The organism is Acetobacter pasteurianus (genome assembly GCF_009914215.2).
Lineage (GTDB): Bacteria > Pseudomonadota > Alphaproteobacteria > Acetobacterales > Acetobacteraceae > Acetobacter > Acetobacter pasteurianus.
This window is the reverse complement of sequence record NZ_CP039846.2, coordinates 656,885-678,692: the sequence shown is the minus strand read 5'-3', so window position 1 is coordinate 678,692 and position 21,808 is coordinate 656,885. Positions and strand designations below refer to the sequence as shown.

General features: G+C 54.1%; 18 protein-coding genes and 1 pseudogene. 12 read left to right on the top strand and 7 right to left on the bottom strand.

All coding sequences use genetic code 11. The annotated features are described in order from the left end of the window. Positions 1 to 43: 43 nt before the first annotated feature. From FCN51_RS16560 to FCN51_RS16550, 3 genes are all read right to left on the bottom strand, one after another. Positions 44 to 427, bottom strand: a complete 384-nt coding sequence (locus tag FCN51_RS16560; protein ID WP_003627013.1) for a VOC family protein — start codon at positions 425 to 427, stop codon at positions 44 to 46. 69 nt (positions 428 to 496) lie between these two features. After that, positions 497 to 1,321, bottom strand: a complete 825-nt coding sequence (locus FCN51_RS16555) for a ferritin-like domain-containing protein (RefSeq protein WP_003627012.1) — start codon at positions 1,319 to 1,321, stop codon at positions 497 to 499. Between the two features lie 232 nt (positions 1,322 to 1,553). Further along, positions 1,554 to 1,994: an acyl-CoA thioesterase gene (locus tag FCN51_RS16550; RefSeq protein ID WP_003627010.1), complete on the bottom strand. Its 441-nt coding sequence runs from the start codon at positions 1,992 to 1,994 to the stop codon at positions 1,554 to 1,556. Here FCN51_RS16550 and FCN51_RS16545 point away from each other — a divergent pair. Both FCN51_RS16545 and FCN51_RS16540 read left to right on the top strand, forming a co-directional pair. After that, the gene (locus tag FCN51_RS16545; protein WP_012812556.1) at positions 1,993 to 2,193 is read left to right on the top strand and encodes a hypothetical protein; all 201 of its coding nucleotides are present in this window, start codon (positions 1,993 to 1,995) and stop codon (positions 2,191 to 2,193) included. The genes FCN51_RS16550 and FCN51_RS16545 overlap by 2 nt on opposite strands. A gap of 120 nt (positions 2,194 to 2,313) precedes the next feature. Continuing rightward, complete coding sequence (locus FCN51_RS16540; protein WP_160256377.1) at positions 2,314 to 4,008, top strand: Hint domain-containing protein; 1,695 nt, start codon at positions 2,314 to 2,316, stop codon at positions 4,006 to 4,008. Between the two features lie 110 nt (positions 4,009 to 4,118). Here FCN51_RS16540 and FCN51_RS16535 read toward each other — a convergent pair whose 3' ends face one another. Both FCN51_RS16535 and FCN51_RS16530 read right to left on the bottom strand, forming a co-directional pair. Next, on the bottom strand, positions 4,119 to 5,324 hold the full coding sequence (locus FCN51_RS16535) for a TonB family protein (protein WP_012812558.1): 1,206 nt from the start codon (positions 5,322 to 5,324) through the stop codon (positions 4,119 to 4,121). 124 nt (positions 5,325 to 5,448) lie between these two features. After that, positions 5,449 to 7,653 (bottom strand): M13 family metallopeptidase, encoded by a 2,205-nt coding sequence (locus FCN51_RS16530; protein ID WP_160256376.1) that lies wholly within the window; start codon positions 7,651 to 7,653, stop codon positions 5,449 to 5,451. A 136-nt stretch (positions 7,654 to 7,789) separates the two neighbouring features. Here FCN51_RS16530 and FCN51_RS16525 point away from each other — a divergent pair, with 136 nt between their 5' ends. Further along, on the top strand, positions 7,790 to 10,246 hold the full coding sequence (locus tag FCN51_RS16525) for a TonB-dependent receptor (protein WP_160256375.1): 2,457 nt from the start codon (positions 7,790 to 7,792) through the stop codon (positions 10,244 to 10,246). 162 nt (positions 10,247 to 10,408) lie between these two features. Here the strand turns inward: FCN51_RS16525 and FCN51_RS16520 are convergent, their stop codons facing one another. Then, complete coding sequence (locus FCN51_RS16520) at positions 10,409 to 10,786, bottom strand: hypothetical protein (protein ID WP_310257913.1); 378 nt, start codon at positions 10,784 to 10,786, stop codon at positions 10,409 to 10,411. 192 nt (positions 10,787 to 10,978) lie between these two features. On the opposite strand from FCN51_RS16520, the gene FCN51_RS16515 reads away from it, so the two are divergent. Further along, positions 10,979 to 12,364, top strand: coding sequence for an IS1380-like element IS1380A family transposase (locus tag FCN51_RS16515; protein WP_006115870.1), 1,386 nt, complete (start codon positions 10,979 to 10,981; stop codon positions 12,362 to 12,364). Positions 12,365 to 12,548: 184 nt separating this feature from the next. Here FCN51_RS16515 and FCN51_RS16510 read toward each other — a convergent pair. Then, positions 12,549 to 12,749: pseudogene (locus FCN51_RS16510) on the bottom strand (TetR/AcrR family transcriptional regulator); the annotation flags it as partial. A 260-nt stretch (positions 12,750 to 13,009) separates the two neighbouring features. Between FCN51_RS16510 and FCN51_RS16505 the strand changes: the two are divergent. The 8 genes from FCN51_RS16505 to FCN51_RS16470 all read left to right on the top strand — a co-directional run bounded on the left by FCN51_RS16505 (position 13,010) and on the right by FCN51_RS16470 (position 21,652). Further along, positions 13,010 to 14,581, top strand: coding sequence for an acyl CoA:acetate/3-ketoacid CoA transferase (locus FCN51_RS16505; protein WP_124306857.1), 1,572 nt, complete (start codon positions 13,010 to 13,012; stop codon positions 14,579 to 14,581). Between the two features lie 42 nt (positions 14,582 to 14,623). After that, positions 14,624 to 15,883, top strand: a complete 1,260-nt coding sequence (locus tag FCN51_RS16500) for a glycerate kinase type-2 family protein (RefSeq protein ID WP_160256374.1) — start codon at positions 14,624 to 14,626, stop codon at positions 15,881 to 15,883. A gap of 135 nt (positions 15,884 to 16,018) precedes the next feature. Beyond that, a complete protein-coding gene (locus FCN51_RS16495; protein WP_003626098.1) occupies positions 16,019 to 17,161 on the top strand; it encodes an acyl-CoA dehydrogenase family protein in 1,143 nt (380 codons plus the stop codon). Further along, on the top strand, positions 17,158 to 17,925 hold the full coding sequence (locus tag FCN51_RS16490; RefSeq protein WP_124295099.1) for a 3-ketoacyl-ACP reductase: 768 nt from the start codon (positions 17,158 to 17,160) through the stop codon (positions 17,923 to 17,925). Before FCN51_RS16495 ends, FCN51_RS16490 begins: the two co-directional genes overlap by 4 nt. A gap of 2 nt (positions 17,926 to 17,927) precedes the next feature. Continuing rightward, positions 17,928 to 19,085, top strand: a complete 1,158-nt coding sequence (locus FCN51_RS16485; protein WP_160256373.1) for a dihydrodipicolinate synthase family protein — start codon at positions 17,928 to 17,930, stop codon at positions 19,083 to 19,085. After that, entirely contained in the window at positions 19,085 to 19,942 is an 858-nt protein-coding gene (locus FCN51_RS16480; protein ID WP_160256372.1) for a sugar phosphate isomerase/epimerase family protein, read from the top strand. The genes FCN51_RS16485 and FCN51_RS16480 overlap by 1 nt, the downstream gene beginning before the upstream one ends. A gap of 15 nt (positions 19,943 to 19,957) precedes the next feature. Continuing rightward, entirely contained in the window at positions 19,958 to 20,719 is a 762-nt protein-coding gene (locus tag FCN51_RS16475) for an electron transfer flavoprotein subunit beta/FixA family protein (protein WP_003626089.1), read from the top strand. A 66-nt stretch (positions 20,720 to 20,785) separates the two neighbouring features. Next, complete coding sequence (locus tag FCN51_RS16470) at positions 20,786 to 21,652, top strand: electron transfer flavoprotein subunit alpha/FixB family protein (protein ID WP_160257147.1); 867 nt, start codon at positions 20,786 to 20,788, stop codon at positions 21,650 to 21,652. The last annotated feature ends 156 nt before the right edge of the window (positions 21,653 to 21,808 follow it).

Below are 21,808 nucleotides of genomic sequence, written 5' to 3'. Positions count from 1 at the left end.
GGAAAAGAGTGTTCCGCCAAGGTTAAACGCAACCTGTTAGGGCTTAGGCCGGAACCTTGCAGCCAATGCACAGCTTGTTGCCGTCCGGGTCCCGCAGGTAGGCCAGATACAGCGGGCCAACGCCGGTCTGGCGCACGCCGGGCGGGTTTTCAATGGCCTGTCCGCCATTGGCAACACCAGCCTTGTGCCATGCATCGGCCATGGCGGGGGAGGCAGCTTCCAGCCCGATGGTGCCACCGTTGGCCGGGGTGGCGGGTTTGCCATCCAGCGGCTTGGTCACCACAAAGCGCTGGCCCTGCTTGGCATAAACCAGACGGCCATTGGGGTGAATTTCTGAAGGGGGAATATCCATGGCTTCAAAAATGGCATCGTAGAATTTTTTGGAGCGGGCAATATCGTTACTGCCCACGACAATATGCGTAAACATCAGATGTAAATCTCCGTCTGTTTTGACGGAAGCGAGCTTACGCCGCCATAGTAAGAAGGAGAAGGGCCGCTAGCTTATGCCCGCAATGCGCGCAAACTTGCGCTGGCGGCTGAAGAACAGTTTTTCTGCAATCCAGAACACAGCGCTCTGCCATTTGCCGTGTGGGTTAACGCCAATGGTCTTGAACACCATGTTGGCCACGCGCCGCAGGTGCTGGGGCTGATAGTTCTTCATGGCGCGGGACATATACGCCGCAATGCAACGCGTGTGGTCATACGGTATGTTTGCGGGGTCGTTCGTGGTGTAGTAGGCGGATGCCAGCTCGTCATCCTCGCTTTCCGTTACGCGGCCCAGGGCAATGCGTGCGCGTTGCAGCGTGCCAATGTTTTCGCGCTTCAGGTAGCGGTTCATGTGGTCATAAAACAGTTTGAAGTGGCGGAACTCATCCGCCGCAATCTGCTTGCACAGGGCCTTGAGCACTGGTTCTTCCGTGGCATCGGCCAGTGCGGAATAAAAGGAGGACGTGCCTGTTTCCACCATACATCGGGCAATCAGTTCCCCCGTGCGGGAACCACGGACAGATTGCTCCACTTCCAGCGGAATCTGGTAAAAGTCCCGGTAACGCTGGAAGGCGGCATGGTAATCCCACGTGGGGTCTGCCAGCATGGCCCAGCGGCCCAGCGCATCACCGTGCTGTACTTCTTCTATGGCCCAGTGGTCTGCGGCTTCTCTAAAGTCCGGGTCATCACGGAACACGTTGTTCAGGTAAAGCGCGTAATCCACGCTGTTGCGTTCCACTACCGAGGCCGCCTTGATGGCAGGCACCAGTTGCGGATCTACTTTAGAGGGATCAAACTGATCCCAAGGCAGTTGGTCGATCTGCCAGTGTTTCATAAGCCCGGGCCTCCCTTTCCTGCCTTTTTTACGCGTATGCGTGGTTTATATGCCGTGCAGGCCGGGTTTGCGCCAGAGCCAAGGCATGAAAAAACCTGATGGCCGGATTTCTAGACCATCCGGCCTTGGCGTGAAAAGCTGAAAAAACCCCAACAAGCCAGATAACACCCAAGGTGTGCTCTGGCTGCCGGGGCATAACGCGGCAGGGGCTTATAAAGCTGCCGCGCGGTGGTTAGCGTGCTGTGGGGGGCACAATTTCTGGCAGTTCATCACCCGGCTGCGCGGGTGGCAACTGGCGGGGGCGGCGGTTTTCATCCAGCGCCACAAAAATAAATTCACCTTCCGTTACCTTGGATGTCAGATGCGTGTGGCGGGCGCGGCGCCATGTTTCAACATGAATGGTAAGCGACGTACGGCCCGCGCGAATAATGCGGGTGTAAATGCTGACCTCATCCCCCACCATCACGGGTTCCATAAAAACAAGGCTGTTAATGGCAATGGTGGCACACCGCCCGTTGGCCCGAAAAGCCGCCGTGGTGCCGGCTGCAAGATCCATCTGAGAAACAATCCACCCGCCAAACACGTCTCCCGCCGGGTTGGTATCTGTGGGCATGGCCACCACGCGGATGGTGGGGATATCTGTGGGGATTTGCGAATTCTCTGAACGGGGCATGCAGTACTGTTCCTTCTGGCAGGAGCCTTATGTTCTGACTTGCAGGGAAGAAGCCGCCCTGCACGAAAGCATTGCCTGTAGGATAGCCCGTAAACATGGCGGGATGCAGCTTCAGTTTTTCGTGATCAAACCTGCCTTGAGCGTAGCGCGGGTGGCGGTGCGCCTACGTGTATGTGGCATTTGCATGGCATGGACGTAAATTTTTTTAAAACGTTTACTATTTATAAATAAAATCAAAATAAAAATGAGGTCACCGCCCGTTAATACTTAATAAATTATTAACGGAGGTTGTATTTATCCAATAAGGATTCCACGTGCCATGGCCATCAATCTACTGTTTGATAGGGTAATAGATTACTCGGTTGAGGATCTGATTAACCTTAACGTAACCGGCAACATTCTGGTCACGCGGGATGCCAACACCCCAGCGGGAGACCCCGTGGTGGTGAACCTGAGCAACCTGGCCGACGTGCAGGCGCTCAGCCGCATTGTGGTAGAAAATGATGCCACAGTTGTAGCCGGTGGTGGCTTGGCCTCTGTTGGGGCCATTAAAAACATTACGGTAGATGGTGGCACGCTGGAACTGGCAGGAAGCGTTATTGCCGCCAACGTGCTCAGCTCCATCAATGTTGGGCCAGATGGCGGCAACATTAAAGTGGATAGCGCTGGTGTTGGCGTGGGTGTGCTTTCCAACGTGGTGACGTTTGTGGATTCAAACGGCAACTCAACCAGCACCATCCCCAAAAACTTTACGGTGGATTTTCCCGATTCTTCTAACGTGTGGGGATATTATGATCCGATAACCAACACCACCACGGTGGGGCTGGATCTGAATATTGCTAACATTATTGACGTGTCGCTTGGCCCAAGCATCAAGATTTCTGGCAACCCGTTCGGGCTGACATGGTATATTCCCAAGGAATGGACAAACACTTCCAACCCGGATGGCACAGGCGGCATTCTTATCTGCTATCTGGCTGGCAGCATGATACGCACCCCCAAGGGGGATGTAGCGGTGGAAGACCTGCACGTGGGTGATACCGTGCTGGCTTATAAAAATGGCGCAGCAGAACCCACAGAAATTGTATGGGCAGGCCACGCACAGGCAACAGTCAACTCCAGCCTGCCGGATGATGAGGCCGGATACCCCGTGCGCATTGTAAAGGATGCCATTGCAGATGGCGTGCCCTACAAGGATATGCTGGTAACGCCTGAACACTGCCTGTATTTTGATGGCCGCTTTGTACCAGTGCGTATGTTGGTAAATGGTAGCAGCATTTTTTATGATCGCACCTTTACATCCTACACCTATTACCATGTAGAAACGCCCGAACATGCCGTTATCATGGCCGATGGTATGTTGAGCGAAAGCTATTTGGATACGGGCAACCGTGCCAGCTTCCGCAGTAATGGCGTGGTGGTGGCCAGCATTGGTGGCAAAGCGCGTGATTGGTCTGTAGATGCCGCAGCCCCTTTGTGCACGCAAAAAGAGTTTGTGCAGCCTTTGTTTGAGCAAATTGCAAACAGGCACACAGCAGCAGGGCACGCCCCTGCACAGGTTGCGCAGCGTGCGTTGCTGACAAACCCCGATATCTGCCTGCACACCAACACGGGCAAGCGTATCCGGGCCATAAAGACGCAGGATGGGCATTACACCTTTATGCTGCCAGCCAATGTGCAAAACGTGCAGATTGTCTCCCGCACCAGCCGCCCGTGTGATGTGGAAGGCCCGTTTGTAGATGACCGCCGCCAGTTGGGTGTGGCTGTGGGGCAGATAACCCTGCGAGATGCCCGAAATGTGCAAGAAGTTTCAACGCATTTGCAAAATGGAGCACTTCCCGGCTGGTACGCGCTGGAACAGAACGGCACAGCCCGCTGGACCAACGGCAACGCCACGCTGGATCTGAACGCACGCCCAACATCTGGCATACGGATGCTAAGCGTGCAGGTGCTGGCAGCGGGCCCTTATCTGGCATCAAATACGCCAGAAGAACAACTTGCCAAAAGTGCCTGAATCCAAGGTGTAAAAGCAGGGTGGTTTAAAAAAAAACCTGCTTTGCACATAAAAAACGGGGCATCGGCTGCCAGAGTGCAAGCCGGTGCCCCATTTTTTTGTGGGTCGCGTTAGTTGCGGATGAGCATGTAGTTCACCGTCACATCAAAGTTGATGAACTTGTCTTTCATATCCGGCGGCACGGGCGGCAGTTGCGCCCCGTGGAACATGCCTATTGTTGCGGAATCCAGATCGGAAGAGCCAGACCCGCTGGTAAGGAACACTTTGAACACATGCCCCGTGCGATCCAGAATAACATGCACGGAGGATGGGCCTTCATCCCCCCGTTCTGCCGCCTCTGGCGGATAGTACAGGTGGCGCTGGATCCATTCATCAATTTCTGCCGCGTAATCACTGCTCACACCATGCACTGTGGTGCGGGATGCGTAGTGGGCGTTCAGCTCACCATTTTCCACCATCGGGCCAATGGAAAGGTCAATCGGGGCGCTGGAACCACCGGGGCGGCCACGCTGCTTGCGGCGCGGGGCTGGGGCCTCGTTAAAGGACATATCCATGGGGTGGTCCAGCGGGGAAGGCTTGTGGTGGCTGGGCCGGGGCGTGGGTTTGGCATGCGGCGTGGGCCGCGCAGGCTGCGGCGCTTTGGGCTTGTGGCCCGTAACCGGGTGCGATGGCTTGGTTTCTGTCTTGTTTTCCACCGGCTTGGGCAGCCCATCATCAGATGGCGGCAGAATGGGGGCGGAGGGCGCCTCCTCTGCCGGGGGTGTGGGCGTGGGTTCGGCATCTGCCGGGGTTGGGGGTTCATCACTGGTCTGGGCGGCGTGCTTGGCCTCGTTCCCGCCCCCGGCATCGGGGGATTGCGCGCCCACCATGCCGCTGGAGGCCTGCGGTTGAGAGAACACCATTTCCACCCCGGCGGCCTGTTGCGCGGCATCGGGGGAGCCTTGGGGCTTATGGTGCGTGGCCTGATACAGCAGGGCAGCCAGTAGCAGCACATGCGCTAGAAAAGAGGCCGTAAGCACAGGGCCCAGTGTGGGGTCTGCGTATATTTCCTTGCGGATAAGCGGGGTGGACGTGCCCCGAACATTCACGCCCCGCGTGCGCGGTACGGGTGCTGCGGGAAAAAGGCGTGCGCGCACATCTTCCGTATCGGGTTGGGATGTGCGGGAGCTGGCGGTGTTTTCCGCAGCACGGGTGCCGCTATCAGGCAGCAGCCGGGGTTCCTGTCTGGCAGGATGGCGGGAAGAACTGAACCTGTCGATCATGACCCGCCCGTTATTCTCCACCTGTTCCGCAGGGTTTACGCATACCGGCCCCATGCCAGTGTGGTGCGTATTGTGTCATGGCTGCTGCTGTGGTGCCAGAGAGAAGTTTGCAAGAAGTTTGCCACACCGCAGACCATGCCGGGGCAGAGGCCATACGGTGTGGGGTTGGTGTGAGGCGTTACCAGATTTTTACGCGCTGATCTGGCGCAAGGTAGAGCTTATCTGTGGGCTGCACCTTCCACGCATCGTACCATGCATCAATATTGTGCATGGGCATGTTCACACGTGCCTGCGGTGGGGAGTGCGGGTCTGTTACCACCAGACGGCGGATGGTTTCTTCGCGCAGTTTTTCACGCCATACCTGTGCCCAGCCAAGGAACACGCGCTGGTCCCCCGTCAGGCCATCCAGCTCTGGCGCGGGCTTGCCTTTAAGTGCGGCATGGTACGCATCCAGCGCCAGCGTAAGGCCGCCCAGATCTGCAATGTTTTCACCCATTGTCAGCTTGCCGTTTACGTGCACGCCGGGCAGCACCTCAAACGCATCAAACTGCGCGCCAAGCCGGTCGGCCAGTTTCTGGAACCGGGCGGCATCTTCCTTTGTCCACCAATCATGCAGGCGGCCGTGTTCATCAAACTGGCGGCCTTCATCATCGAAGGAGTGGGTCATTTCATGGCCGATCACGCCGCCAATGGCCCCGTAGTTTGCGGCCATATCCGCCTTGGGGTTAAAGAACGGCGGTTGCAGAATGGCAGCCGGGAACACAACCTGATCAAACAGCGGGTTGTTGTAGGCGTTCACGGTCTGGGGTGTCATGTCCCATTCATCACGGTCCACTGGCTGGTCCAGCCGTGCCAGCCAGTAGCGCCATTCATACGCCACACCGTTGCGGGCGTTGCCGTATACATCGCCCTTATGCACTTCAAGGCTGGCGTAATCGCGCCATTTGTTGGGGTAGCCTACCTGAATTTCAAAGTTTTCAAGCTTGCGCAGCGCGGCCTGCTTGGTGGCGGGGCTCATCCACGTATTGTTGCGCAGGCGCACACGGAAGGCATCTTTTAAGTCCGTGGTCAGCTTTTGCATGGTGGTGCGGTTTTCTGGCGGAAAGTAACGCTGCACATATACCTTGCCCAGCGCCATACCCATGGCGGAGCTGGTGGCCTGCACGCCGCGCTTCCACCGTGCGGGCAGGGAAGGCTGGCCAGTGAGGGATTTGGTAAGCGCAAAGCGTGCCTGTTCAAACCGGTCTGGCAGGTAGGATGTGGCGTTTTCTACCAGATGCGCGGCCAGCCATGCCCGCAGTGTATCCATATCCGTATCGGCCACCACGCGGGCTTCTTCCGTAATGGCGGAGGGTTCGCCCACAATCAGCACGCGCTTGTCCAGCCCCTGTTCGGGCAGGCCCGCGGCGGAAAGCCAGATGGACCATTCAAACCCCGGCGCGTTTTTGGCCAGATCAGCCACCGTCATCGGGTTGTAGGTTTTTTGCGGGTCGCGCAGGGTTTCACGCGCCCAGTGGGCTTTGGCCAGGCGTGTTTCAAACGTTACAATCGCTGTGGCGGCCTTTGCGGGTTCTGGCCAATCTGCCAGCGTGAGCGCCTTTTCCACATAGGCCTGATAGGCCTTTTTCTTGCTGGCGAATTCCGGCTTCAGGTAATAATCGCGGTCTGGCAGGCCCAGCCCGGCCTGATCCAGATTAAGCGCATAGCGCGTGGGGTCTTTGGCATCCGGGTTGATACCCAGAGAGAACGGCGAGAACTGGAAGTTACCGGGGCAGGAGCCGGTAAGGGCTGCCAGATCAGACGGCGTTTTAATGGCGCGAATGGCGTCCAGATCTTCCTTGAGCGGGCGGGTGCCAAGGCTTTCTACCGCAGCCTCATCCATATAGGAGGCGTAAAACGTGCCCAGCTTTTCTTCAATGCTGCGCGGGTTTTCCACCGGATGGGCGGAAAGATCATTCAAGATACCCTGCACCCGTGTGCGGGAAAGCTCGGCCAGCGCGTTGAAGGGGCCATAGCTTGTCATGTCTGCGGGAATTTGCAGGTGGTCCAGATAGGTGCCGTTGGCGTAGCGGAAAAAGTCGTTCCCCGGTTTTACGCTGAGGTCCCGCCCTTCCAGATCCACACCCCAAGAGCCAAAGCTGGCGGGGGCTGGCTGCGTTGTGGGGGCAGATGGCGCGGCAGCATGCGCCGGGGCAGGAGCGCCTGCGGTGGCGCCAACAAGGGCAGCAGAAAGCAACAATGCGCCACGCAGGGAGGAACGGGAGAGGAGCTTGGACAAATGGAGTCTCCGCTTTCTTTCTTCTGGAGCAGGTGTGCGGGGCAGGCCCACCCACCTGAGTGTTCGGAAACAAAAGAATATTCCGCCCCACCTTACCTCTGGCATGGAAGGCTGCCTACCCCGTGTGGTGCGGGCAAGTATGGGTTGGCCGTAAGGGAATGAATTTTTCTGCCAGCCCGCATGTGTGCTTGCATCTTGCAGGCATCCCCCGCATTAGGGGGCTGAAACACACATATATGTTATGCGTTGCACGTTATGCGGCGGCCCGCAGGTGCACAAAAGCAAGGGGTATGGCGTTATTTCTGGCCGATCAAGAAACAGGCAGCGTGTTGCCGTAGGGCGGGTGCCACACCAGAGCAGGCGTGTTGCGGCGCAGCGGGCGCGCGGTGTTTTGCGCTGTGCCGGGCTTATGGCGCTGGGCCTGTGGCCCATTATGGTGCAGGCCGCCCAACCCGATGTGGCAGAGCACCAGCCCCCGCACCCCCATGCACATGGGCAGCATAATGCAGGTGCACATACCGCCCACCACGCAGGCCCACCCGCTGCGGTGGAAGCCCGCAGCAGCACATCCGTGCAGGTGAACGCCCACCGGTATGACTATATGTTTCAACCCGCCCAGCACGAGCCAGATGCCACCACGCACCTTACGGCGGAGCTGCTGCGCAACCGCGATATCACCACCCTGCGCGGGCTGGAGCATGTGGCCCCGAATTTAACGATGCAGAGCATCAACGGCACGGCCTCCACCAACTTTTACCTGCGTGGTTCCGGGTTTAATGACTTTACCCAGAACAACATGCCCACCGTACTGACTTATGTGGACGATGTGGCCTACCCCTACGCCGCCATGACAGACGGCATGATGTTTGATCTGGCCAGCGCCAGCGTAACACCCGGCCCGGTGGGGACGGAGCACGGCCAGTCCACCACGGGTGGGGAAGTGCATTTGCGCACGGCAGACCCAACGGATACGTGGCATTTTGGGGCCTCGCAGGATATTGCCTCCTACGCCCGCAGCCGGAGCGAGGCCTATGTTTCTGGCCCGTTGGCCAAGGGGCTGGATTTTCGGCTGGCGGGGCAAACACGCCAAGGCGGCGGCTGGCAGCGAGACCCCGAAAATGGTGATCATTTAGGTGATGCCGATTTATGGGCGCTGCGCGGCAAGCTGCGCTGGCGGCCGGATGATAACACCACCATCCAGCTTGGCGGCCATTTTGTGCAGGACAACAGCGAGGTTGTCACCCCGCAGGCCGTGCACCGCATTATCGGCTCCACCCCGCTGCCCGATTACGGCATGGGAACAGATGCGCAGTGGTCTTCCAATTCCACATTCGACAAGCTGATCGGTCGGCGTGATGGACTAAAACCCAGCGAGCACAACCAGTACTGGGGCGCGGATGTGCATATCATCCACGATTTCGGGCCGGTGACGTTTACATCCGTCAGCGCGTTTGAAACCGAACGGCGTGGCGAATACACAGATCAGGACGGCACTGCGCGGCAGGAGGCCGATACCTACCGCACCATAGATGGCAACGTGTTTACGCAGGAAGCACGGCTGAACGGCTCTGCCCTTGGTGGGCGGCTGAACTGGGTTGTGGGCGGCTATTATCAGCGCAGCCAGATGAACCAGCGCTTCTTCTTTAACTACACGGATTACGCTGCGCGTGGATACATGATGTCCACCTCATTCGGGCAGAACCAGCAGAGCGTTTCGGAATTCGGGCATGTGAGCTATCGGTTGCCGCATAACGTCACCATCTGGGCGGGGCTTTTGCATGAGCTGGATGACCGCAGCATTACGGGCCTGACATCGCAGATCTTTGGCGGGGCCACGCATAACTTCCACGCAGAAAGCACGGCCTCCAACCAGTTTGCGGGGCAGGTGGGTGTTTCATGGCAGTTCGTGCCCAATGCCATGCTGTATTACAAAATGAGCAAGGGCTTTAAGCCCGGCGGCTTTACGGCCAACAATACGCAGGTGCAGGCGCAGCTAGACCCGTTTCACCCCGAAACCGTGCTGACATACGAGCTGGGCTTTAAATCAGACCCCATACCCAACCGCCTGCGTATTAACGGTGCGGCGTTTTATAATGATTACCATAACCAGCAGGTTGTGGGCACGGTGCTGATTCCCGATTACGGCCCGTTAAGCGAGATTACAAACGCCCCCAAATCTGAAAGCTGGGGTTTTGAGGCCACGCTGGAGGCCAACCCCATAAGCCGTCTGCATATTATGCAAAACATTGGCTGGCAGCGTGGGGATTTTCAGAACTTCCCCAACGTGGACCGCACCGCCACCAACGCCTATTACGCCCAGCACGGCACATGGAACGCCATAGAGCGTAACTTTGCCGGGGTGGATAACGGCTCCCCCAAACTCACCCTGAATGGTGAGGCCATGTGGCGGCAGCCTTTGGGCAAGGGGTATCGGCTGGATTTTGGGCCGGATTGGCAATACCGGGGCAGCCAGGCCATTGTGGTGGGCGGCACGGGGTATGAACGCCTGCCATCGTATTTTCTGCTGGGCGCGCATGTGACGTTCCGCCCGCCTTCGGGCAAGTGGGAGGCCACGCTGTACGCTCGCAATATTTTGGACAAACGCTATGCCGAAAGCGGCGGCATGGCCACCACCACGTATTTCTATATTCCCGGTGAGCCACGCTTTATTGGTGGCCGTGTTTCCTGCGGGTTTTAAAGGGTGTTTTCAAAATACGGAGGGTATCAGCCCCGAAGTGATTATGAATATGAGATAAGGCAGGATAGCGTTGCGCTCTTACACTGTTAAGTGCTGTGTAATACAACAGTATTGTGGCAGATTGCATAAGGCTAGCAGCAAAAAGTGTGGAAAGCGGTTGTGTTAAATTGTTTTTTCAACACACAGCATCCGTAAGACCGTATCTATATTAAAGTCCAGACGGTCCTGAAGAGCCTTGCGTGAAAGAAAATCACGCTCAAAAATAACAGAGCCAGTATAGCAGTTGGTGAGATAGTAATAGCCTATTGAGGCAATGGTAATATTTACCTGCACGGCATCCAGCCCCTTACGGAATACGCCTTCCTTGGCGCCCTTATCAAGAATGGCCTGAATACGGTTTACAAATTTCTGGCTGATATCACGCAACACGGTAGATTGGCTGATATGGCGGGCCTTGTTCAGATTTTCATTGTTAACAAGTGTGATAAATTCTGGGTTTTTCAGATAATAATCCCATGTGAACTTCACAAATTTTATCATCGCATCTTTAGGCGGAAGCTTTTCCAGATTGAGCTTGGCTTCCTGAGAGCGGATATCAATATAGGCCTGTTCAATAATAATCTTGAACAGATTTTCTTCGCGGAAATCTCACAGAAGGGTTGTACATCGGGTTAGATTATGAAAAAGTCTGTTTTGTAGAAAAGAAATTTCCATAATCATCAAGAAAACCCGATGCAGACAGAGTGTAGCGCAGGCGCGTATGAGTTTCCAGCCTCCTGTGGACGGCGTGTTGTGGCCCGTTTTGACGGGGGGTGCATGAGTTCGGATGGGGGCGTCATTCTGGTGAAGCAGGCTGATGACATTCTGGGTCTCAGCCGCCGCTTTGCTGCCTGTTTTCGCGATAAGCGGCATCCTGCCTTTGTGGAATACCGGGTTGAAGACCTTGTCCGTCAGCGGATCATGGGCCTGGCACTGGGCTATGAAGATCTCAATGATCACGATGCCCTGCGGCATGACCTGATCTTTGGTCTGGCCTCGGGCCGTCTGTCAGGAGGCCGGGCAAACTGCGCAGCATTGGCTGGCAAATCTACACTGAACCGGTTGGAGCGCAGTGGGCACAAGGCAGATCGTTACTGTCGGATCATTGCTGATCATGAGGCCCTGGCGACCCTGTTCGTCACGCTCTTTCTGGACCAGCATGAGCGCGCACCCGCCCGCATCGTTCTGGATGTGGATGCCACCGATGACCGTATCCATGGCCATCAGGAAGGCCGTGCCTTTCATGGGTATTACGGCCATAACTGCTATCTGCCGCTATACATCTTTTGCGGGGATCATCTCCTCAGCGCTACCCTGCGCACGGCAGACAGGGACCCGGGGAAGGAAGCACTGGCAGACATCCGCCGGATCGTGGAGCAGATCAGGAGCCGTTGGCCCCGGGTGCGTATCCTGGTGCGTGGGGACAGCGGTTTCGCCCGGGACAGTCTGATGACATGGTGCGAAGACAACCACGTTGACTTCCTGTTCGGGCTTGCAGGCAACACCCGCCTGTATGACCGGATTGCCTCTTTGTCCGCTGAGGTTCGTGACGAAGCCGCCACGACAGGCAGAGCTGCGCGCGGTTTCGCCTCCTTTGACTGGATCACAAAGGACAGCTGGACGCGCCGCAGGCGGGTCGTGGCCAAGGCCGAATGGCGCCACGGCAACCGCTATCATCGCTTCATTGTCACCACGCTACCGCAGGGAATGTCCGACCCCCGCCATCTCTACGAACAGATTTACTGCGCACGCGGGGATATGGAAAACCGCATCAAGGAATGCCAGATGGATCTGTTCTCAGACAGGACCTCGTCCCACACCATCCGGGCCAACCAGCTCCGGCTGTGGTTCTCGGCCGCAGCCTATGTCCTGCTGATCGCTCTGCAAAGACTGGCCCTTGGCCAGACCAGCCTGGAGACGGCGACCTGTGGCACCATACGCGCACGACTGCTCAAAATCGCGACACGTGTAACGCTCAGCGTCCGTCGGATTGTCCTGTCCATGCCGGACATGTTCCCCTGTCAGCATGAATTCGCCCTCGCTCATGCACGATTGCGAAGGCTCCGGCAGGCCATCTGAAGAAACAGACAGTGCACAGACCACATAGCTTCCACCAACACTGCCTTCTCAGGCCGTGACACCCTCACTGCGTTCAGAACCCGCCGCCAGAAGCACAATATCGTCAATATTCCAGATCGGGCTCCTGTGGGATGACTGAATTCTACAAAATAACCCGAAATTGCCTCAAGTGTGAGAAATCAGCGTCTTTGCTTTCAAAGTAATGGTACAGCATGCGCTTGTTTGCTTGTGCTTCTAGCGCAATTGTATCAACGCGCGCGCCTTCCAGCCCATTTTGCGCAAATTCTTTTTTTGCAGCTTCCAGAATGCGCTGTCGTGTTGCTTCAGCATCTCGGATACGTGGCCGGGAAGAAGCAGAGCGGCGGGTGGTGGGGGGCTGGGTCAATGGGTGAACCTGTTAGGTGCAGGGAAGGAAGGGGCGGGATCATATTTAGCTGAGGCAGCGTTTGCTCACAACATGATTCATTTTGTGTGCATTGGCGCGTATCTGGGCAGAACAGCACGGTTTACTCTCATATCACGCACACCGCCCCCAGATAAAAAGTTCCAGATAACAAAATTGCTCTTGCAAGAAAGCCGAATCTCATATTCACTCCGCATGTAAGTAACTGGATAGTTATATAATAAGAAAATGGACCACAATCCATGGCAAAAGTTAAAACTGCGGCGCAAGCTGTAACCCTTATAAAAAATGGCGCGACCATTGCGGTCAATTCATCTTCTGGGCTGTTATGCCCGGATGCCGTGTTGGAGGCTCTGGGCCAACGGTTTGCAGCAGAAGGGGTTCCCGGGCAGCTTACAACAATTCACCCCATCTGTGCGGGGGATATGTTCGGCACCAAAGGGGTAGACCATATTGCGCAGCCGGGCATGATCCGCCGCATTATTGGTGGCTCTTACCCTTCTGGCCCCACCAACGCGGCTCCGCCGTTAATCTGGCAACGCATTTTAGGCGAGGAACTGGCGGCATATAACGTGCCATCTGGCATTATTTTTGACATGCTGCGCGAAGGGGCCGCGTGCAGGCCGGGCGTGCTTACAAAAGTGGGGATTGATACCTTTGCTGACCCTCGGCTGGAAGGGTGCGCCATGAACGAAACCGCGCGCCAGCAGCCTATTGTCAAAACACTGCAATTTGAGGGCGAGGAATGGCTCTATTTTTCGGCCCTGAAGCCAGATGTTGCCATTATTCGTGCCAGCACAGCAGATGAAAAAGGAAACCTGACCTTTGAGCAGGAAGGCGCAACGCTGGGCGCTATGGAAATGGCTCTGGCTGCGCACAATAACGGCGGGTTGGTGATTGCCCAGGTGCGCCGCGTTGCAGCCCAAGGCACGCTAAAACCGCATGATGTTAAAGTGCCCGGCATTTTGGTGGATGTGGTGGTGGAGGCGCCAGAACAGCTTCAAACCACAGCAACATTTTATGATCCTGCCATTTCGGGAGAGATTTTCCGCCCGTTATCCAGTTTTGAGGTTCCGGCATTTGGGCCTGCCAAAGTTATGGCTCGGCGTGTGGCGCAAGATCTGCAAAAGGATTGGGCCGTCAACATCGGTTTTGGTATTTCTGCAAATGTCCCACGTATTCTTTTGGAAGAAGGACAGCACGGTGCTGTAACATGGGTGATCGAGCAGGGTGCCGTTGGTGGGGTGCCGTTGCTGGATTTCAAATTTGGATGTGCCAGTAATGCAGAGGCTTTTGTGGCCTCACCACACCAGTTTTCCTATTTTCAGGCTGGTGGTTTTGATTGCTCCTTACTGTCCTTTCTTGAAATTGGTCAGGATGGCTCCGTAAATGTCAGCCGACTGGCCGCCACACCACATCGCACCGCAGGTGCTGGCGGGTTTGTAGATATTACAAGCCGTGCAAAGCGTATTATTTTTTCAGGTAATTTTAATGCCGGTGCAAAAATGCACATCGAAAACGGCAAGCTGGTTATAGACAAAGAAGGCAAGATTGCAAAAATTGTGCCGCAGGTTTCTCAGGTCAGTTTTTCCGGTCGTAAAGCCGCGCAAACAGGGCAGGATATTACGTATGTGACGGAACGCTGCGTGATGAAACTTCTGGAGGGCCAGCTCACGGTTACAGAAATAGCGCCAGGCATTGATCTGCAACGCGATATTATTGCCCAGGCCTCTGGCGCGCTGCATGTGGCGCCAAACCTCAAGACAATGGATGCTGTTTTGTTCCATGATAGCCCGATGGGTTTGAAACTCTAACACGCAACCGCCCTATAAAAACAAGAAAAGGCGGAAAATACCGTGATACAGGATGATCGTACATTTCTGTCCAAACTGTTTGATGCTGCTATAGCAGCGGCAAACCTGGAATATGTTCTGGCAGCGCATCTGCCTGAGCGCCCCCGTGGCCGTACCGTGGTGATCGGTGCCGGAAAAGGCGCTGCGCACATGGCTGCTGCGTTTGAAGCCTTGTGGGATGGGCCGTTAGAGGGTGTGGTTGTCACACGTTATGGAGATACGTGCCCTACGCGCTCTATCCGCGTGATGGAAGCCGCGCATCCTGTTCCAGATGATGCAGGTATTGCGGCATCGCAGGCACTATTTGCCGCTGTAAAAAATCTTGGGCCGGAAGACCTTGTGGTTGCCCTTGTGTGCGGTGGCGGATCATCACTTCTGCCATGCCCTGCGGGAGATTTAACCTTGCAGGATGAAATTGCCCTCAATCAGATTCTGTTGGCATCTGGCGCGCCCATTTCCGTTATGAACACGCTGCGCAAACAGGTTTCGGGCATTAAAGGGGGGCGTCTGGCACAGGCTGCATGGCCTGCACGCGTGGTGACACTGGTTGTATCGGATGTGCCGGGGGATGATCCCGCACAGGTTGCATCTGGCCCCACAGTGCCTGATTGCTCTGGCCGGGCAGAGGCCAGAAATCTTGCCCGTACATGGAAAATCGAGCTTCCACCCAAAATACAGGCGTGGCTTGAAAGCGATAAGGAACAGGCCCCTCTGGCCACAAATCCGGTTTTTAGTCGTAACACTGTGCGCATTGTAGCTTCTGCGCATGCTTCGTTAGAAGCTGCCGCTCAACGGGTTCGCCAGAACGGTTTAACTCCTTTTATTCTGTCTGATGCTATGGAAGGTGAAGCGCGAGAGGTTGCAAAAGTGCATGCAGCCTTATTGCGGGAGATCATCCTGCGTAACCGTCCTTTTCAGCGCCCCTGCGTTATTCTTTCAGGTGGAGAAACGACCGTTACCCTAAAAGGGAAAGGCCGCGGCGGCAGAAATACGGAATTTTTATTGGCGTTGGCCATTGCCGCAGAAGGCTTGCCGTTTACAGCGCTGGCCGCAGATACAGATGGTATTGATGGATCAGAAAAGAATGCCGGTGCTTTTGCAGATGGCAGTACAGCAGAGCGTTTGCGAAAGGCAGGTTATCTACCAGCGGCTTTGCTTGTAGAGAATGATGCCTATACGGCCTTTGATACGCTGCATGATCTGTATGTAACAGGGCCAACAGGCACAAATATCAATGATTTCCGCGCCATAATTGTGCGATAGGCATCTAAATATATTGTTAAAACAATATATTTTTAAGTCATTTTTCAAAAATACTTGATGTGTGTTTTTGTAAAAAGTTCTGGTCTTTGTTTTTGCAATAAGTAACTATCTAGTTATAAAAATAAGGAGTCGGTCATGTTTCTGAATGAAACACAAGAAGAAGTCCGCGCAACAACACGTTCTTTTGTAAATGCCGTTGTGCGTCCGGCCGCAGAAGCTCTGGACCGGGAAGAACGATTTCCGGCAGAAATTTATGAAGAAATGGGCAAACTTGGCCTGTTCGGTATTGCCGTGCCAGAAGAATTGGGCGGCCCCGGTTTTGATACACTTACCTATGCCGTAGTGATGGAAGAACTTTCCCGCGGGTATGCCAGTGTGGCAGATCAGTGTGGGTTGGTAGAGTTGATTACAACATTACTTGTGCGGCATGGCACGCCAGAACAGCAGAAACTTTTGCCTTCCATCATGTCCATGCAGCAAAAGGTTGCCTACTGTATTACCGAGCCAGAAGCAGGCACGGATGTTTCCGGTATTCGTACCACCGCAGTAAAGGACGGTGAGGGCTGGGTGCTGAATGGTGGCAAAATCTGGATTCACAATGCACCGGTTGCAGATATAGGGTTTGTACTGGCCCGTACAGATAAAGAGGCAGGCAACCGTGGCATGTCTATCTTTATTGTGGATCTGCACGCAAAAGGTGTAGAGCGCGGGCCAAAGGAACACAAAATGGGGCAGCGTGCCAGCCAGGTGGGCGCGCTGGATTTTCAGGATGTACGCCTTGGCCCAAATGCGCTGCTGGGGGACATGAACCGCGGCTTCCATATGATGATGAGCGTGCTGGATAAAGGCCGCGTTGGCATTGCCTCTCTGGCTGTTGGTATTGCACAGGCCGGGCTGGAAGCCGCGGTGGAATATGCTGGCACACGCAAGCAGTTTGGAAAGCATATTTCCGAATTTCAAGGTGTGCAGTGGCTTTTGGCGGATATGGCAAAAGATATTGAAGCAGCACGCCTTCTGGTTTACGCCGCGGCCATGAAAATTGACCACGGGCTGGATGCAACGCGTTCGTGCTCCATGGCCAAGTGTTTTGCTGGAGATATGGCCGTGGCCCGTACCGCCGATGCGGTGCAGGTTTTTGGTGGCTCTGGCTATATTCGTGGTTTCGAAGTGGAACGCCTGTATCGTGATGCAAAAATTACCCAGATTTATGAAGGTACAAACCAGATACAGCGCATGATTATTGCGCGTGAACTGCTCAAGAAAGGCGCAACTGCATGACACAGGTTGCGCTTGTTACGGGGGCATCTCGCGGGATTGGCCTTGCCATAGCGGAGGCTCTGGCAAAAAATGGTTTTTCGGTTGCTGTAAATGGTCTGGCTGATGATGCGGAACTTGCATCTGCCTGCCAGCATCTTTCATCTTTTGGTGTGCCTGTTCTCCCTGTTCCTTTCGATGTTGCAAAAAGCAATGATTACCCCAGCATATTTTCCGGTATCGAATCCAGGTTGGGGCCGCTGACAACACTGGTCAACAATGCTGGTGTAGGGGTTCTGCATCGTGGAGATCTGCTGGATGTTACGCCAGAAAGCTGGGATCGCTGTTTTGCAGTAAATGCACGCGCCATGTTTTTTCTGTCTCAGGCTTTTGCAAAACATCTTCTGTCAAAAACGCGCTTGCAGAATGTCTTTTATTCTCTTGTGAATATCACCTCATCCAATGCAGTGGCGGTGGCAACGGCCCGTTCGGAATATTGTGCCTCCAAGGCTGCGGCTGCCATGGTGTCAAAAACATTTGCGGTAAGGCTGGGGGCAGAAAATATTGCTGTTTACGATGTACAGCCCGGTCTGATTGCCACGGAAATGACTTTACCCGTTATAGAGCAGTATCGGGCACGCGCAGAACAGGGGCTTACCCTGTTCCCCCGTGTGGGAGAACCTGCTGAAATCGGACGCATTGTGGCTGCTCTGGCGCGTGGTGATCTTCCTTATACAACTGGTCAGGTTATCTCAGCAGATGCTGGAATGCTTGTGCCCCGCTTTTGAGAATGACCATGAAAATATTTCTGCCCGATAGCAAAGGTGTTAAAACGGCTTATCAGTTAAGTGGCAAATATACGCCAGCCAAAAGTTTGCCGCCTAGCCCTGCACGTATCGTGTATTCTGCGGCACATGTTACCGCAGATCCTTTCAGCCCCACAGCACCATCAGGTGCTGCAGCTATTGACTGGCAGGCTACAATGGCCTTCCGCCATCATCTGGCGGGGTTGGGGCTTGGTATTGCCGAAGCAATGGATACAGCACAACGTGGCATGGGGTTAGATTGGCCCAATGCCCTGGAACTGATTAAGCGTACCAGATCAGAACTGCCAGAAGCCCGCGTGGTGAATGGATGCGGCACAGACCATCTGAATCCGGAAAATGCCCGTACAATAGACGATATTGTGCGAGCTTACATGGAACAGGTTGAGGCCATTCAGGCTGTTGGCGCGCGTATTATTCTTATGGCCAGCCGCGCGTTGGTGCGCGTGGCAAAAGGCCCAGAGGATTATAAGAAAGTTTATGCCCGCGTGTTGGCCGGGTGTGATCAGCCCGTAGTGCTGCATTGGCTGGGCAGTGCTTTTGATCCGGCTCTGCATGGATACTGGGGAGCGGAGAACTTTGAAAGCGCTCTGGCAACAGTTCTGGACATTATAGAAAACAACAGAACAAAAATTGACGGTATTAAAATCTCTCTTCTGGATAAGGAAAAAGAGATTATCATGCGGCGGCGTCTTCCGCATGGTGTTAAAATGTACACTGGGGATGACTTCAATTATCCAGAACTGATAGCGGGGGATGATCAGGGCTATAGCCATGCGCTGCTAGGCATTTTTGACCCTATTGCACCTTTGGCGGCAACGGCTGTGACCCGTTTGGGAGAAGGGGATACAAAAGGGTTTCATGCGCTGCTAGACCCTACAGTGCCATTGGCCCGACTGATGTTTGAGGCTCCAACACAATATTACAAAACAGGTGTTGTGTTTCTGGCGTGGTTGAATGGCTTTCAAAACCATTTCATCATGTTGAATGGGGCGCAATCCATGAGGCCCTTACCGTATTTTACAAACATTTTTTGCCATGCAGATCAATGCGGGTTGTTGCAGAAGCCAGATCTGGCAGTGCAGCGGATGCGCAGCCTGTTGGCATTATACGGGGCAGACTGATGCGTGATTTTAGCCTTTCCACTGCAGCGCTGGCATTAAACACGGCCACACTTGGCCATAATATGCCCGGTGCCGGGGCAGGCTGGTCTGCGGAGCAAACGTTGGATGCCTGCGCTCGGCGCGGTATTGGCGGTATTGTGTTCTGGCGGCCAGAAATAGGCACACGTGCAACCCAGATTGGGCAGTATGCACAGCAGGTGGGGGTTAAGGTTGTTGGATTATGTCGCGCACCTTTTCTAACAGGGCCGCTCTCTCTTCAGGATCCCCGCAAAATCAAGGACGATTTCTTAAGATCAATTGATGAAACATCTATGTTGAATGGAGATGTTTTGACAATTGTTGTGGGTGGGGTGGAGGCTGGCACAAAAGGTGTGCATGAAAGCCTGAAATATGTAACGGAACGTGTGGCAGACGTGCTGGATTACGCCGCAAGCAACGGTGTTCGTCTTGCTCTGGAACCCTTGCATCCCATGTATGGGGGAGATCGGTCATGCCTCACCACAACGCGCGATGCGCTTGATATCTGTGATCAGCTTGCCTCTTCGTGGCTTGGTGTGGCGATTGATGTGTACCATGTGTGGTGGGATACAGAGATATCACAGCAGTTAATGCGTGCACAGAACCGTATTTTTGGTTTTCATCTGTGTGACTGGTTAGCCCACACAACAGATTTTTTGCTTGATCGTGGCATGATGGGAGACGGCGTAGCAGACATTAAGGGCCTGCGCGCATGTGTTGAATCTGCCGGATATGATGGTTTTTGTGAAGTTGAGGTTTTTTCTGCACAAAACTGGTGGAAACGAGACCCCGAAGACGTGCTTGATATCATGGTGGAACGTTTCCGGACAGTATGCTGAAGCCTGGAGCATAAAATGAAAATTCTCGTTCCTGTAAAACGTGTTGTTGATTACAATGTGCGCGTAAGGGTGCGTGCAGATGGATCTGGCATTGAAACAGGCAATGTCAAAATGTCCATGAATCCTTTTGATGAAATTGCCTTGGAAGAAGCTGTCAGACTGAAGGAAAAAGGCATTGCAACCGAAGTTCTGGCTGTCTCCATTGGTGTGCCTCAAACACGGGATACATTGCGCACGGCTTTGGCCATGGGGGCGGACCGGGCGTTGCTGGTTGCACTACCACAAGATGCAGACCAGGATCTGGAACCTCTTTGCGTAGCGCGCATTTTGGCAAAAATTGTAGATTCAGAAAAGGTAGATCTGGTTATTGCAGGCAAGCAGGCCATTGATAATGATATGAATGCCACCGGCCAGATGCTGGCAGCCGCGTTGGGGTGGGGGCAGGGCACTTATGCCTCGGCCGTGGATGTGGCAGAGGGCACCGTGCTGGTAACCCGTGAGGTTGATGGCGGTTTACAAACCCTGCGTCTTAAAATTCCTGCTGTTATTACAACAGATTTGCGTCTTAACCAGCCACGTTATGTTGCGCTTCCGGCAATTATGAAAGCCAAGAAAAAAACGATAGAGGAAATGCCTCTGGAGATATTGGGCATAGACATAACGCCACGGCTGGAGGTTTTAAAAACTGTTGAACCGCCTGCAAGACAAGCTGGTGTTAAAGTGCATTCTGTTGATGAGCTTCTTTCCAAATTGAAAAATGAAGCGGGAGTTCTGTAAATGTCTGTTCTGCTTTTAGCTGAAACCCATAATGGAAACCTACTGACAGACCTACTGGCTCGTACGTTGACGGCAATAGAACCTTTGGGGCAGGCTGATGTTTTGATAACCGGCCAGAACTGCAAAGGTGCAGCTGAAGCTGCTGCACAATTCATAGGTGTTAGAAAAGTTTTTGTGGCAGATGATGCAGCACTTGCGCATGGATTGGCAGAACCCCTTGCCATTTTGCTGCAAAAGCTGGGTGCTTCCTATACGCATATTGTTGCTGGTGCGACAACCTTTTCACGCAACATTCTGCCTCGTGCGGCAATGTTGTTGGATGTTATGGTATTGGCCGATGTCACATGTATCAAGGATGAAGAAACATTTGAAAGACCGGTATATGCTGGTAATGCCGTGCAAACGGTGCGATCTAAAGATCCAATAAAAATTTGTACTCTTCGTACGGCTGCCTTCGCACCAATTGGCAAGGCCAGCATGCTAACAGCATGTATTGAGCCGGTAACCGTGCCGACAACACCGGAACTTTCTATCTGGGTTGAGGATCAGACTGCCGTATCGGAACGGCCGGACCTTACTTCTGCAAAAATTATTATTTCAGGAGGAAGAGGCTTGGGGTCAAAGGATAATTTCCATCAGATAGCTGCATTAGCAGATAAAATGGGAGGTGCCATAGGGGCAAGCCGTGCCGCAGTAGATGCCGGATACGCTCCGAATGATTGGCAGGTTGGGCAAACCGGTAAAATTGTTGCACCAGATCTTTATGTTGCCGTAGGTATTTCAGGTGCTATCCAGCACTTGGCCGGTATGAAAGATTCTAAGGTTATAGTTGCTATCAATAAAGATGAAGATGCACCTATTTTTCAGGTTGCTGATTATGGCTTGGTAGGTGATTTGTTTAAAATTCTGCCTGAATTGGCCGAAAAGGTATAAAATTTTTTGAACGTATCTGAGTTCTGACAGTAAAAAACAGGGCACAGGCCACGGTTACAACTGGCTTGTGTCTTACCTTTTTTAAGTAAGAAGCCGGGGAAAAGACGGTCTTCCCTCTTTCTCATAAAAACGCATTGAAATGTGATAGAACGCTCT